This window comes from Clostridium sp. AM49-4BH, from assembly GCF_003478335.1.
GTDB lineage: Bacteria > Bacillota > Clostridia > Lachnospirales > Lachnospiraceae > Butyribacter.
The window spans coordinates 1-13,917 of the sequence record NZ_QUFB01000060.1; the positions used below are offsets into that span (position 1 = coordinate 1).

At 41.2% G+C, this 13,917-nt stretch carries 12 protein-coding genes and 2 pseudogenes; 11 read left to right on the top strand and 3 right to left on the bottom strand.

Features of this window, described 5'->3' with window-relative positions; genetic code table 11:
* Window positions 1-265 precede the first annotated feature (265 nt).
* The 10 genes and pseudogenes from DW981_RS12795 (at window position 266) to DW981_RS12825 (ending at window position 9,523) form a co-directional block, all read left to right on the top strand.
* Window positions 266-1,654 carry an NAD(P)/FAD-dependent oxidoreductase gene (locus DW981_RS12795; RefSeq protein WP_118508002.1) on the top strand — a complete coding sequence of 463 codons (1,389 nt, stop codon included), beginning with the start codon at window positions 266-268 and terminating at the stop codon, window positions 1,652-1,654.
* Window positions 1,651-2,373, top strand: a complete 723-nt coding sequence (locus DW981_RS12800; RefSeq protein WP_118508003.1) for a LytTR family DNA-binding domain-containing protein — start codon at window positions 1,651-1,653, stop codon at window positions 2,371-2,373. The genes DW981_RS12795 and DW981_RS12800 overlap by 4 nt, the downstream gene beginning before the upstream one ends.
* Window positions 2,374-2,379: 6 nt before the next feature.
* Window positions 2,380-3,663, top strand: a complete 1,284-nt coding sequence (locus tag DW981_RS12805) for a sensor histidine kinase (RefSeq protein WP_118508004.1) — start codon at window positions 2,380-2,382, stop codon at window positions 3,661-3,663.
* A 24-nt stretch (window positions 3,664-3,687) separates the two neighbouring features.
* Entirely contained in the window at window positions 3,688-4,605 is a 918-nt protein-coding gene (locus DW981_RS12810) for a S1 RNA-binding domain-containing protein (RefSeq protein WP_182434283.1), read from the top strand.
* A gap of 36 nt (window positions 4,606-4,641) precedes the next feature.
* Window positions 4,642-5,106 carry a hypothetical protein gene (locus DW981_RS16270; protein WP_347474577.1) on the top strand — a complete coding sequence of 155 codons (465 nt, stop codon included), beginning with the start codon at window positions 4,642-4,644 and terminating at the stop codon, window positions 5,104-5,106.
* Window positions 5,031-5,261 (top strand): annotated as a pseudogene (locus DW981_RS16275) (sugar-binding domain-containing protein); the annotation flags it as partial. The gene DW981_RS16270 and the pseudogene DW981_RS16275, both read left to right, overlap by 76 nt.
* Before the next feature lie 18 nt (window positions 5,262-5,279).
* Window positions 5,280-6,827: a glycoside hydrolase family 2 TIM barrel-domain containing protein gene (locus tag DW981_RS12815; protein WP_347474578.1), complete on the top strand. Its 1,548-nt coding sequence runs from the start codon at window positions 5,280-5,282 to the stop codon at window positions 6,825-6,827.
* A 46-nt stretch (window positions 6,828-6,873) separates the two neighbouring features.
* Window positions 6,874-7,938, top strand: a pseudogene (locus DW981_RS15775) (beta-galactosidase small subunit); the annotation flags it as partial.
* A 9-nt stretch (window positions 7,939-7,947) separates the two neighbouring features.
* Complete coding sequence (rsmH, locus tag DW981_RS15780; protein ID WP_347474579.1) at window positions 7,948-9,018, top strand: 16S rRNA (cytosine(1402)-N(4))-methyltransferase RsmH; 1,071 nt, start codon at window positions 7,948-7,950, stop codon at window positions 9,016-9,018.
* A gap of 121 nt (window positions 9,019-9,139) precedes the next feature.
* Window positions 9,140-9,523, top strand: coding sequence for a PAS domain-containing protein (locus tag DW981_RS12825; protein WP_022024404.1), 384 nt, complete (start codon window positions 9,140-9,142; stop codon window positions 9,521-9,523).
* Window positions 9,524-10,032: 509 nt separating this feature from the next.
* On the opposite strand, the gene DW981_RS12835 is transcribed toward DW981_RS12825, so the two are convergent.
* The 3 genes from DW981_RS12835 to DW981_RS15790 form a co-directional block, all read right to left on the bottom strand.
* A complete protein-coding gene (locus DW981_RS12835) occupies window positions 10,033-10,815 on the bottom strand; it encodes an Rpn family recombination-promoting nuclease/putative transposase (protein ID WP_022024403.1) in 783 nt (260 codons plus the stop codon).
* 780 nt (window positions 10,816-11,595) lie between these two features.
* Window positions 11,596-11,916: a hypothetical protein gene (locus tag DW981_RS15785; RefSeq protein WP_243034760.1), complete on the bottom strand. Its 321-nt coding sequence runs from the start codon at window positions 11,914-11,916 to the stop codon at window positions 11,596-11,598.
* 34 nt (window positions 11,917-11,950) lie between these two features.
* Entirely contained in the window at window positions 11,951-12,121 is a 171-nt protein-coding gene (locus tag DW981_RS15790) for a hypothetical protein (RefSeq protein WP_243034761.1), read from the bottom strand.
* A gap of 371 nt (window positions 12,122-12,492) precedes the next feature.
* On the opposite strand from DW981_RS15790, the gene DW981_RS12850 reads away from it, so the two are divergent.
* The gene (locus DW981_RS12850) at window positions 12,493-13,695 is read left to right on the top strand and encodes a DUF438 domain-containing protein (RefSeq protein WP_118508008.1); all 1,203 of its coding nucleotides are present in this window, start codon (window positions 12,493-12,495) and stop codon (window positions 13,693-13,695) included.
* Window positions 13,696-13,917: the final 222 nt, after the last annotated feature.

Sequence of the window (13,917 nt, forward strand, 5' to 3'; positions counted from 1 at the left end):
CGGATGCAGCATGGGAACGACGTGTGCTGCAACGCTATCCGATCCTGCGTGGCAGTGTGAAGTATATTCAGATAGAGGAGCTGCCACGTACGATGAATGGAAAGTTGGATTATAAGAAACTGCAGGAATACATCTGAAATCCTTGATTTTATGTCTTAGGTGATTGACTTTTCCCCACCAAGAAAGGATAATAGAATAGATGCATATGCTTGCTTTTTGGCGATGGGCATACGGCATGGAACATGGGAAAGGCAGGACGTGAAATATGGGTAATAAATATGATGTGATTATTGTGGGGGCAGGACCGGGAGGCATTTTTTCAGCATATGAGCTGGTGCAAAAAGCACCCAATCTTAAAGTGGCAGTATTTGAGGCAGGTCATGCGTTGGAGAAACGTCATTGTCCGATCGATGGTGATAAGATAAAGAGTTGTATTAATTGTAAGAGCTGCTCCATCATGAGTGGTTTTGGTGGTGCTGGTGCATTTTCCGATGGTAAATATAATATTACGAATGATTTTGGTGGAACTTTATACGAATATGTTGGCAAGCAAAAGGCAACAGAATTAATGAAATATGTGGATGAGATCAATATGCAGTATGGTGGCGAGGGCACGAAAATGTATTCTACAGCAGGAACACATTTTAAGAAGCTTTGTCTCCAAAATAAATTGAACTTATTAGATGCATCCGTACGGCATTTGGGTACAGATATCAATTATGTTGTATTAGAAAATCTCTATGCGTTCTTAAAGGATAAAGTGGATTTCTACTTTGATACGTTAGTAAATCGTGTAGAACGACAGGGCGAGGCATATCGTGTATGTTGTGATGATGCGGATTATGATTGCGCAAAATGTATTATTTCCGTAGGACGCAGTGGAAGCAAATGGATGGAAAAAGTATGTAATGAATTGGATATCAGCACAAAATCCAATCGTGTAGATATTGGTGTGCGCGTGGAACTGCCGGCAGTTATCTTCTCGCATTTAACGGATGAACTTTATGAGAGTAAGATCGTATATCGCACTGAGAAGTTTGAAGATCGTGTGCGCACGTTTTGTATGAACCCTTATGGCATTGTGGTCAATGAAAATACAAATGGCATTGTTACGGTGAATGGACATAGTTATGAAGATGCGGATAAACAGACCGACAATACAAACTTTGCGCTGCTGGTCGCAAAGCATTTTTCAGAGCCGTTCAAGGACAGCAATGGATATGGCGAGAGCATTGCAAGACTGTCGAATATGCTGGGTGGAGGCGTGATCGTACAGCGTTTTGGAGACTTGGTGCGTGGAAGACGAAGCAACGCAAAGCGTATTGCAGAGGGACTGGTAGAGCCGACATTGGCAGCAACGCCGGGTGATTTGAGTTTGGTACTTCCGAAACGCATTCTAGATGGGATTATTGAAATGATCTATGCCTTAGATAAGATTGCACCGGGAACTGCCAATGATGATACACTGTTATACGGTGTTGAGGTGAAGTTTTATAATATGGAAGTCGAATTAGATCACAATCTGGAGACAAAATATAAGGGACTGTATATTATTGGAGATGGCAGTGGAGTGACCCATTCCTTGTCGCATGCATCGGCAAGTGGTGTCTATGTTGCACGTCAGATCGTGGAAGGAACCGGGGTAGATCGATGAAGCTTAAAATAGCAGTATGTGACGATGATCTGCAATGGAGCGAACGGATCCGCCAAAGTATTTCTGAGTATATGTGCCATGTGAATCAACAGTGCGACATTCAGGTGTTTGAAAGCGGAGAGGAGCTTTGCGGTGCATTTCATGGATCGCACTCGTTTGATATTGTTTTTTTGGATGTTGATATGGATGAGATGGATGGAATGGAAACTGCAGAAATGATTCGTTCCAGAAGCAATCAGGTAACGATAGTATTTATTACCGGAGTTGTGGAAGCTGCACCGCGAGGCTATCAATATGGTGCGATGCGCTACATTATGAAGCAGGATATCGAGGAATTGCTGCCGGAATGTTTAGGGAGCTTTTTGAAGCAATATTCCGGTATGGATGTGTCTTTCAACATTAAATTTCTTACCGGAATGGAGAACGTTAATTTATCACAATTGGTTTATGTGGAGAGTAAGGCTCGTAAATTATGTTATGTGTTTGCGGATAAAGTGTTGGAACTGTATGATAATATTACAACGGCACAGAAACAATTGGAGCCATATGGTTTTGTTAGGATTCATCAGAGTTTTTTGGTGAATATGAAGTATATCCAGAAGATCAGTAGTTATCGCGTATATCTTACAACGCACAAAGATTTGCCGGCTACGAAAGCGAGATATCAAGAGGTAAAAGATCAATTCTTTGAGTACATAGAATATGATAGCGAGGGGTAGTGTACTATGGTAGATTACATACAAGGAGTGATATTGGTACTATTTGAAGCGTTAATATGTAGTGCGTTTTTGAGTAGTTTCCTACAACGTAAGCATAGAGAAATCCGTTGGCAGATGCTTGAGGTAGCATCTTTGGCGGGCTTGTATTTGATAAGTGCAGCCACCACATATTATTCAAAATCGCTCCTGATAAGGGGCGGTGGACAGGTGCTTGCAGTGATACTGGTTGCCGTCATATTTTATCAATGTAAGCTGGTTCATGTTTTAGTGTTAGATCTGGCTTTTTATGGTATTATGATTGCGGTTGATGGGGGAGGCATTGTAATCTCTGAGGCATTGTTTCGACGAAACCTATTAGAGAATCCAATGTTTCAGGTGATGATATCATTGCTTTTTAAGATGGTTACTTTGGTGATTGTCGTGATGATCCGTTATATATGGTCACGAAAAAAACATGTTATGGAAATGCAGAGAGTAGAGTGGATAATGTTGTTTCTTTTTCCACTTATGACAGTATGCATCATGATTATTTTGATGACAAGTTATGGAAACGGGACGATGCTTGCCGGTTATGTCGGGATATCTTTAGGGATGATTGTTGTTGACAGTGTGTTGTTTGTGCTGCTTAGTTATATTTCTGACCGCGAGCGGAAATTGCGTTTGCTTCAGCTGCAGCAGACGCGGGCTCAGGAACGCTTAAAAATGTATCAGGAACTAAATGTTACCAATACATATCACAAAAAGATATTGCATGATTACAGTAATCAGCTGCATTGCATTCAGGGGTTGATGGCGGATCAACAATACGAGAAGGCAAAAGAATATGCACAGAAATTGACAAATGACCTTTGTCAAGGCAGTGATTTTATTGATGTCCATAATACGATTGTGAATGTTGTCTTAAATCAAAAGTATCGTTTGGCAACACAGAAAGGCATCAAAATAATATTTGATATCATGGACTTTTCGGAGATTAAATTAGACGATCAGGATGTTGTGATCTTGCTGTCCAATTTGTTGGACAATGCGATAGAAGCGACTGCGAAAGAAACAGCGCACAAGGTGATCAAGATCAAATTATTAAATAAAAACGATACCGTCATCATTAGTATTAGTAATCGAATAAGTAAACCGGTTAAAATCGTTAATGGAATGATTCAGACATCGAAATCTGATAAAGAAAATCATGGTATTGGACTGAATAATATTATGACAATCGTGAAAAAGTATGATGGCGATGCGAGAATGCGATATAAGGATGGATGGTTTTATTATACGGCTATACTATAATGAAAAGACAGAAGGAGGATAATGATGGCAGAAAGCATGAAAGATTTTGAAACGGAGTTAGAACAATCTTTTCAGGTGATCAAAGAAGGTGATGTGCTGGAGGTAGAGGTCATTGGTATTTCAGAGACAGAACTTACCGTCGATCTGAATTACTATACGGAGGGAATCATTCCGCTTGAGGAATGCAGTGATGATCCTGCATTTTCGATAAAAAATGACTGCAATATAGGCGATCGCATTCAGGCGATGGTCATTGATGCGGAGAATGAAAATGGTGTTGTGATCCTGTCCAAAAAGGCGGCGCACAACCTAATGATATGGGATGAATTGGAAGAAGATTATCAAAATCGTACAGTATTTCAGGTTAAGATCACCGATACGACATCCGGTGGAATTATTGGATATGTGAAAGGGGTACGTGCGTTTATTCCAGCTTCCAAGATCGAGCTGAATTACGTAGAAGATACCTCTGGTTATTTGGGGATGACATTGGAGGCAATGATCATTACTGTGGATAAAGAGGCAAAGAGATTGGTCTTGTCGGCGAAAGAAATTCAAAAAGAGCGTAAGGCAAAAGAATATGTCCAAAAAGTTGGACAGCTTACGGTGGGCGATGTAGTGACCGGAACGGTGGACCGCATCGAATCTTATGGTATATTTATTACGATTGGAGAGGATCTGACCGGCTTATGTCATATATCGCAGATTACCAATAAGTTTATTAAGTCACCAAAAGAGATTGTCAAACTGGGCGATACGGTTACTGCGCAGATCATTAAGTTAGAGGGAGACCGCGTTTCGTTGAGCATGAAGGCGCTGACAGAGGACGAAGTCCCAAAGGAAGAAGATGACTATGAGATCCCTAAGGAATTTCAGGCAGATCATGAAGAGGATGCTGATGCCAGTCCGTTTGCAGCACTTTTGAAAGGGATCGAATTGTAACCATAATATGTCAATGAAGAAGGGAAGTGAAACTTGATGAGCATACCACAGTATTTTGAGAATACAGCAATGTTGCATGAGAATACGATGCCGGCAAGAGCCTATTATATTCCGGCATCTGTTCGAATGGATCAATTGGTGAAACATAGAGAAGAATCGGATCGTCTTCAATTGTTAAATGGTAAATGGAAGTTCCGGTTCTTTTCTGATATAGGAGATTTTGAGGCGTTGCTGCCGGAAGAAACGAGTTTGACAGACGTGGCTGCCGGTACGGCTTGGGGTCGTGTCGGGGATCTATTTGAGGAAGGTGGACAGATTGATGTGCCGGGAATGTGGCAGATGGCAGGATTTGACAGACATCAGTATACAACGTCCGTTACCCGTTCCCTTTTGATCCACCCTATGTACCACAGGAGAATCCATGCGGTTTGTACGAGCATACATTTGAGTATGAGGTGGATCAGAATGCGCCCGAAGTTTTTCTTAACTTTGAAGGGGTAGATAGCTGCTTTTATGTATGGCTGAATGGTGCTTATGTTGGATACAGCCAAGTATCGCATTCGACAAGTGAATTTGATGTAACGTCCTATGTGAAGTCTGGTGAAAACACAATGCGAGTGCTTGTATTAAAGTGGTGTGACGGTTCTTATTTGGAGGATCAGGATAAATTTCGGATGAGTGGCATTTTTCGAGATGTATATTTGTTGAAACGTCCACAGCGGCATATATGGGATTACCGCATTACTACCCACGTAGAAGGAGCCGCAGCGGCGGTAGATGTACATTGTTTGTTGGCAGGCGGGGATCTTCCGATATATGCACGTATTGAAAATGCGGAAGGTCAGGTCGTCGCAGAGGGAAGCTTGCGTTCGTCAGCCAACAAAGGACAAAAATCAGGTTTGGCAGAAAGCGGTAAAGAGCAGGAAATGTCATTAGATAATCTGGCGATGCAGTATAAAGCACAAGTGCAGTTTTGCATTGAGAATCCGGTGTTTTGGAATACAGAGAATCCGTATCTTTACACGTTGATCTTGGAGACAGAGCAGGAGACGATCGTAGATCGGATCGGTATCCGCACGATAGAAATTCGTGATCGTGTGATTTATTTGAACGGACAAAACATTAAGTTTCGTGGTGTGAACCGCCATGATTCTGACCCGGAGACGGGTTATGTGATCGGATTGGAACAGATGGAACGGGATCTGATATTAATGAAGCAGCACAACGTGAATGCGATCCGAACCAGTCATTATCCAAACGCACCAATGTTTTATCAATTGTGTGATGAGTATGGATTTATGGTGATCGATGAGGCAGATATTGAGGCGCATGGTCCATTTTTGCTGTACCGAAAAGTGGACAATGAATTTCAGCGGAACGGACGTTGGAGTGAAAAAATTGCGGATGATCCGATGTGGGAGCAGGCAATCGCAGATCGTGTCCGTCTTTTGGTGCATCGAGACGTGAATCGTCCTTGTGTTGTAATTTGGTCTATGGGAAATGAAAGTGCCTATGGATGTAACTTTGAGAAAGCATTGGCATGGACGAAGTCCTTTGATGACAGCCGATTAACGCAGTATGAGAGTGCAAGATATCGTAATTATCATAAAACATACGATTATTCTAATCTGGATCTTTATAGCCGGATGTACCCGTCTCTGGAAGAAATAAAGCAGTATCTCGAGCAAGATGGCAGTAAACCGTATTTGCTGGTCGAATATTCGCACAGCATGGGAAATGGACCGGGAGATTTCGAGGATTATTTCCAGATGATTCAGGATAATGATCTCATGTGTGGAGGTTTTGTGTGGGAATGGTGTGACCATGCGGTACGCCATGACGGAAATAGATATTATTACGGAGGAGATCACGGGGAGACGATCCACGATGACAATTTCTGTGTCGATGGGTTAGTTTATCCGGATCGCACACCGCATACGGGATTGCTGGAATATAAAAATGTATATCGACCGGTTCGTGTTGTGTCCTGTAATACGGACAGTGGAGAGTTGATCCTGCATAATTATCTGGATTTTGATGATCTGCGGGATATGCTTACCATTCGATATGAGATGACTTGCGATGGAGAGCTGATCCGGTCTGGGGAGTTGGAACCGGTATCGGTGCAGCCGCATTGCATGGTAGAGTTTGTCTGCCGGAAGAGTGTACTACATCAGCGAGTGGTGCGATTCCGACACAGGGTAAGGTTTATATTAAGTTGATCTATCAGCTTAATAAAGACTGCCGCTATTGCAGAAAGGGCATGTGATGGGCTTTGATGAGATCGCGGTAAATAACGCCGAACCGGTGAATCAGTATGTCAAACGGCTTCTTTCTGGTCCGCAAAGTGGGATAAGTAAAGCTGTCGGCGAAAGCTGCTTGGATAGTCCGCAAAATGGGATAGGAAAATCTGTTGGTGAGAGCGGCTTGGGCAGTCCGCAAAATGGGACAGGAAAATCTGTTGGTGAGAGCGGCTTAGACAGTTCGAAAAAAGGGATAGGAAATATATGCGTAGCTGAGAATGCGAGGGAGCTTGTTTTGTCTGCTAGCGTCTTTCGGTTTGTTTATGACAAGAGAACAGGAATGTTTTCTTCCCTGCAGTATAACGGCAAGGAGTACTTAAATCGACCTATGGAAGTAACGATTTGGCGCGCACCGACTGACAACGACCGAACGATACAGCATCGTTGGAAAGCGGCACATTATCATGAAACTTATACAAGGGCGTATGAAACTCGTGTCGAGCAACAGGAACATTTAATTTGCCTTAAGAGCCATGTGGCACTGCTGGCTCCGACCGTACAGCGGATCTTGGACATGCAGATAGAGTGGCAGATCGATGAGGCCGGAGGCATTGCGGTACATTTTGCTGTTCAAAAAGATCCGGATTTCTTAGAGCTTCCACGGTTCGGCGTACGGCTCTGTTTGGATCATGCGCTGGAACAAGTAGTATACAGTGGTATGGGACCTCAGGAAAGTTATCGCGACAAGCATCGGGGCAGCAGTCATGGGCGTTATGAAAGCACAGTTACAGCGATGCATGAGGATTATATTTTCCCGCAGGAAAATGGCAGCCATTATGACTGTGACTATGTAGAAGTTCGCTATGGGCAAGCATTACCGGGATTGGTGGTGGCGTCCGCTACACCGTTTTCTTTTAATGTATCGCATTATTCAGCAGAAGAGCTTACGCGAGCGGCACACAATTATGAGTTGCAGGATAGTGGCAGTACCATATTGTGTATTGATTATGCACAGAATGGAATTGGTTCAAATAGTTGTGGTCCGGAGGTGTTACCACAGTATCGTTTTGAGGAGACGGAATTTACGTTTTCCTTTAAGCTGCTACCTCTGACTGCGGACAAACCACACAAAAGACGAGTACGGTATAAGGGGAAATATCCTAAAAAGTTTGAGGAGAAATATAAAGAGCTGCAGCCGGAAAAATACGGGGATATGGTACAACACGTGATAGATAAAGGAAATACTCCGGCGGGAATGCACATTTCTATCATGGTGGAGGAGATCCTTCAGTTCCTCGATATTAAGCCGGGACAGATTGGTTTCGATGCAACGTTAGGGTATGGGGGACATACCAGAGCTATGTTAGAGCGTTTGCAGGGGCAGGGACATATGTATGCGACAGATGTAGACCCGGAAGAATCTGCTAAGACCCGAAAGCGATTGGAAGATCTTGGATTTGGAGAAGATCTGCTTACGATCAAGCTGCAAAATTTTTGCACAATTGATGAGATCGCAGAGGAAGTCGGTGGGTTTGATTTTATTTTGGCAGATCTGGGAGTGTCTTCTATGCAAATCGACAACCCTAAAAGAGGCTTTTCCTTTAAGGTGGATGGACCACTTGATCTGCGGTTAAATCAGCAGAAAGGGATTAGCGCAGCAGAACGTTTGGAGACAATTGGCCGGGATGAACTTGCCGGGATGCTGTACGAAAATTCGGACGAGCCGTATTGTGATGAAATCGCAAAGGCAATCACCGATGTTGTCCGAAAAGGCGGACACATAGACACAACGACAAAGCTGCGTGCATTGATCGAGGAGACGCTGCAGTTTATTCCGGAGAAGGAGCGCAAAGAAACGGTCAAAAAAACTTGTCAGCGAGTTTTTCAGGCACTTCGTATTGATGTCAATAATGAATTCGAAGTGCTGTACGAATTTATGGACAAGCTTCCGGGAGCATTGAAACCGGGTGGACGTGCAGCAATCTTAACATTTCATTCCGGTGAGGACAAGCTTGTTAAGAAAGCCTTGAAACAGGGATATAAAGCAGGAATTTATGCAGAGTATGCACGGGATGTGATCCGTCCAACGGCACAGGAATGTACGAGAAATCCGCGGGCACGGTCAACCAAGATGCGCTGGGCGGTGAAGGCAGATCACTTACTCCAGTGAAGAAATGTCAACAGAAATCAATAAGGTAATGCAAAGCGTGGAGGTTCTGCAGAACACGATGCACGAATTTTAGGTGTAGGCTGAATTGCATTATGTTATAAAGGAAGGATGGTATATTGCTATGTTACATCAAATGTTTAAGAGTGTGATTGATCAAGATCGTGCAGCAGTAGTAATCTGCGATACAGAGCATACGATCGTGTATATGAATCCGGCAGCAGTGCAGAATTATGCAAATCGTGGTGGAGCGGAATTGGTTGGAAAGAGTCTGCTTGCCTGCCACAACGAGCGATCAAATGAAATGATCCGTAAAATAGTATCTTGGTTTGCGGACAGCAAAGAACACAATATGATCCATACATTTTACAATGAAAAGCAAAATAAAGACGTGTATATGGTGGCATTGCGGGATGAGGACGGAGAGTTGCTCGGCTATTATGAAAAGCATGAATTTCGTAATAAAGAAACAGCGAAAATGTATGATTTTGAGCAGTCGTTAGTGTGAAAACCTGTCTTTAATTTATAGGGTACAAGCAAACCTGTCTTTAATTTATTATAGGGTATAGGAAGGGCATCTCTGAAAGAGATGCCTAATATTAATAACTCAAACTTTGTACTTCAAAAATAATCATGTCGTCGCATATTGCTGACATGATAAGCAATATGCGACCTGACAGAAACTTTGGATGCGGATCTGATTCATGCAGAAGGAGATGTTCTTGGATTGGGGAGTTTTACGCATATTATCAGTGGTTTTACGGCATCCCCAGCGTGAAGGTCGTTGAAAGGGTACCGGTGGAATTTTTAAAAAAGGCATATTTCGGGCTTCATGATCTAGAACTAGAATTGGCGGTCAATAAAGTTGGGGGAATACAATGAATTCCCCCGATTTTTTCTTTGATTTGATTCAATACTGACTAATATCCGCCACATTTTGTTACGAATATCATCAATAGTTCCGTTACTTTTAGAGAATGATGTCTTGTTGAGATTGTCATTCAAAGACAAGGAAAATTATTGTAGATGATCAAGAATCCGCTGTACCTCGTCTTCGGAGAGCAATAATTTTTCAGCAATCTCCGGCACAGTTAGATGGAAATCATGTGCAAGAAGCTCAATCTTGCCCTCGATTTTGCCTTCTTGAAAACGTTCTTGGTATTCCTGTTGCAATGTCATATAATCACGCCTCCAATCTTCGTTTTGGCGAACGGACTGCACAGCATTCTCAAGCTCTCTTGTGAATGTATCAGATGCACCCTTGCCCTCGATATAGTCTAATATCCGTTTCATTTCGGGACTGACATCATCAATAGTCCCTTTTGTGTTTAAGACTATCTTAACGGCATCATCATTCAAAGTCAATGAAGTATTTTCTTGGCAGGTATTGCAAAATGTATAAATGTGTCGTCCTTCGCCAAATGGATCAAATGTACAGATAAATATAACATAGCTTTTTTTCAGATTGCAGTAACTTTCGCCTTTGTTTAATATGTTTAAATCGATCATTCCTTGATAATATCGCATGCGCTTTGGTAAATCCTTCTTGTGAGTAGTCTGCATTTCTAAATTGAAAACGGTATTTTGATCATCCTCGACATAGACATCCAGACGAACCCCTTTTGCGTTAGCAGACAGATCAATGGCTTTTTGGGATTCCGGGTATACAACTTTGCGAATTTTAATTTTGAGAATAGCTTCCAAGAATGGTTTTACGTATTTAGGATTGCGCATGACCATGCCAAACATGAAATCATCTTTAAGCTCCAGTTCATCATAGTTTTTTGCTTTTCTTGGCATTATATCAACCTCCTTATGCTTTTTGATAAAACTACATCTAATGTTTCATAAGTGATAGCATACCAGTTGTCGGCAGATAATACCATTGGTATGTTGCATAAATATATAATATTAAATTATACATATATGAAAAAATTTTATAAAGAAAAGTCATAATTATACAGAGTGCATAATTCGCCAAGTGCGTAATTGTGAATTGTGTATAGATTGCTTGACAACATATGATATGATGCAGAAAATGAACTGTCGTTGATGAAGAGTGATGAGGTGGTCGAGGTTAGTGATAAAACAACCAATTCTTCTTTGCTCATCCTCTGAAGTTGGCAGATCAATCTCCAAATTTGAAAGGTCATTTGAGTTTATTGCCGGATAACTGGTACCTGTACAACTATCCAAAACAACCTTTACAAAACTGTCTGTTTGCAAAAAACACATAAGAAACTCTGCATCTATTTTAGGTCTCATATGCGCATACCCAGTAGAGAAAACATAGTTATTATCAGGCTTTGTAAATAATTATTTCTCTGATACGGTCTTACAGTCTGAAAAAACACATCACCTGTCTGTGCTAATCGCTGAGCTCTCGAAGACGCTGTTCCCAAGTAGTTGCACATAATACCATATCAGAAACTGAACAGACCCTCAGAAGATAATTTTATCTAATTTTTGATACTTATCATAACGATATGTTTAACAGTTGTGTCTATGTTTAGAGAAAAAGGCTTGCCTTATACAAGAAAAGCACCTCCGAAGAGATGCTTAACTTTCGCCAAATAGCCATTATACCGATATCAACCAGTCAATTAAATTAATGGACTTGATACCATCATAAGAGGAATCCATTCCGGGATTTAGGGACAAAACAATTTTCTCATAGTTGTCACTGATCTTTTGGAGTGGAGCCAGTTCTCGTTTGCGGACATCTTCGCTTGTCATGGCTTCTGTGACTTGAACATACATTTTGTCGTTAGTATTCGTTGCGATAAAATCCACCTCAGAGTTATCAATTTTACCAATAGAGACATCGTAGCCGCGTCGAAGCTTTTTTAGGAGAACAGGGTCAGTGATTCTTTTTTGTCCTTTGTGATTTTCTCGTTCCAATATATCTCTCATGATCACAGTAGAGTAAATACCTTCAAGCAATACCAATGCCGTGTTCCCTTAAATGTAGGGTCATTAGCTTAAGCAGACTGGATTTGCCACATCTACGGATTCCGGTAACAACTTTTACCGGCCCGGTATCTTGAAATGCTAAAATTTTATTCAAATATAAATCTCTATTTTTGAGTTGATGTGTATCAATCATTTGCCATACCTCCTCTTAAATGTTATTTTCGTTTGCTCTGTATGTTATGTAAAATAATTATAGCGTAAATGTGGTTTGTGAAGAAAGTTTATGCACTGAAATGCAAAAACTATATAAAATTATTTTTTTTTGCACCGTAAAGGGGGATGGTTTTATATTAAAGATCTACATGAAAAAAATAGAGGTATCGGATTGTATAAAATAGGAAATGCTAATATAGTGACTTTCGTTGCGCAATCTAGAGCGTTGCTGAGATAATTGCAACACGCAAAGAATTGGGGTTGTGTAAAAAATAAATAGTGTTTTTTTGCAAATCGAATGTCATCAATGTGCATTTGATTTGGAGTTTGTAGAAAGGAAGGTAAATTAGTATGGGAAATCAAGTAGAATCATTAAAAAAATATTTAAGGCGTTTGGGCGCTGGGGAGGATTTAGAAAAAGTAAGAAAGGATTTTGCAGTCGAGTTTCAAGATGTCGATGCAACAGTAATCATAAAAGCAGAACAGGAAATGTTGGCAGAGGGAACACCTTTGAGTGAGGTACAAAAATTATGCGATGTCCATGCCGCATTGTTTCATGGAGCAACCCGCGAGGAAAAGATTGCTAATGCAGAAAGGGAAGTAAATGCAGCGATGATCCGAGAAGAGCGCACAACGAAAACACAAAAATTGATAGAACAAAAAGGTCATCCGCTGTACACCTTTACCAAGGAAAATGAGGCGTTGGCAGGCTTGCTGGATCAGATAAAAACAGCTGCCTGTGCTGAAGATGTTACGCAAGATCTGCTTGGGTCTCTTCGTGATATTTCAATACATTATGCCAAAAAAGGCGATCTGCTTTATCCTCATTTGAATGTACAATATGGAATATCCGGGCCATCTAATGTTATGTGGACAGTTGATGATGAGATTCGCGATGAGATTTCTGCGTTGTTAAAGGATAAACAGTACGACAAAAAATGGTACGAGAGATTGTTGGCAGTTGTCCAGCGGGCTGAGGAAATGATTTACAAAGAAGCCAATATCTTGTTCCCAAACTGTGCTGCAAATTTTACCGAGGAAGAGTGGATCGGTATTTATCACGATCAAAAAGATTATGCCGATTGCCTTGGTGTAAAGGCTGAAATCTGGGAAGATGCAGAGAGCAATAAAAAAATATCGGAGGCCTCTTTTTCAGATTCAGAAATCATTATGCCAGGTGGACATCTGACCGTAGAACAATTAACAGCACTCTTAAACACTATTCCGCTGGAGATCACATTTGTTGATGTTCATAACATCAACCGTTTCTTCAATGAAGGGTCAAAGGATTTTAAGCGACCTGCAATGGCAATCGATCGAGAAGTATTTTCGTGCCATCCACCAAAAGTGGAAACCAAAGTACGCAGGATCATTGAGGAATTTCGTGCAGGAACACTGGACGAGGTACCGATTTGGATGGAAAAGAACGGTAAATGTATGCTGGTACGATACATCGCAGTTAGAGACACCCAAAATAATTATCTGGGAACTTTGGAACTTGTACAGGATATGGATTTTGCAAAAGAACATTTCTCATCTAAAAAGAAGGAATAAACTTGCATGGATGAAAAAACAAACCTTGTTGAGGTTAAATTGAGATTGACTTTGTATTGTATAAGTATGAAATAAAAAGGAATCAGGTGATGTACAATGAAAAGGTATAAAACATGTAAAATCCTTCTTGTTATACTGGCAATTTTTTTATGTGTGGCTTTTTATGAATTGCTCGGAATCTGCGTTGCATATAAAAAGCAGCCGGAAGTGTCCAATACAACC

Excerpts from the sequence above, each read along its gene's own strand:
- DW981_RS12795 (WP_118508002.1), top strand. The coding sequence starts at position 266 with ATGGGTAATAAATATGATGTGATTATTGTGGGGGCAGGACCGGGAGGC.
- DW981_RS12800 (WP_118508003.1), top strand. The coding sequence starts at position 1,651 with ATGAAGCTTAAAATAGCAGTATGTGACGATGATCTGCAATGGAGCGAA.
- DW981_RS12805 (WP_118508004.1), top strand. The coding sequence starts at position 2,380 with ATGGTAGATTACATACAAGGAGTGATATTGGTACTATTTGAAGCGTTA.
- DW981_RS12810 (WP_182434283.1), top strand. The coding sequence starts at position 3,688 with ATGGCAGAAAGCATGAAAGATTTTGAAACGGAGTTAGAACAATCTTTT.
- DW981_RS16270 (WP_347474577.1), top strand. The coding sequence starts at position 4,642 with ATGAGCATACCACAGTATTTTGAGAATACAGCAATGTTGCATGAGAAT.
- DW981_RS12815 (WP_347474578.1), top strand. The coding sequence starts at position 5,280 with ATGAGTGGCATTTTTCGAGATGTATATTTGTTGAAACGTCCACAGCGG.
- DW981_RS12825 (WP_022024404.1), top strand. The coding sequence starts at position 9,140 with ATGTTACATCAAATGTTTAAGAGTGTGATTGATCAAGATCGTGCAGCA.
- DW981_RS12835 (WP_022024403.1), bottom strand. The coding sequence starts at position 10,815 with ATGCCAAGAAAAGCAAAAAACTATGATGAACTGGAGCTTAAAGATGAT.
- DW981_RS15790 (WP_243034761.1), bottom strand. The coding sequence starts at position 12,121 with ATGATTGATACACATCAACTCAAAAATAGAGATTTATATTTGAATAAA.
- DW981_RS12850 (WP_118508008.1), top strand. The coding sequence starts at position 12,493 with ATGGGAAATCAAGTAGAATCATTAAAAAAATATTTAAGGCGTTTGGGC.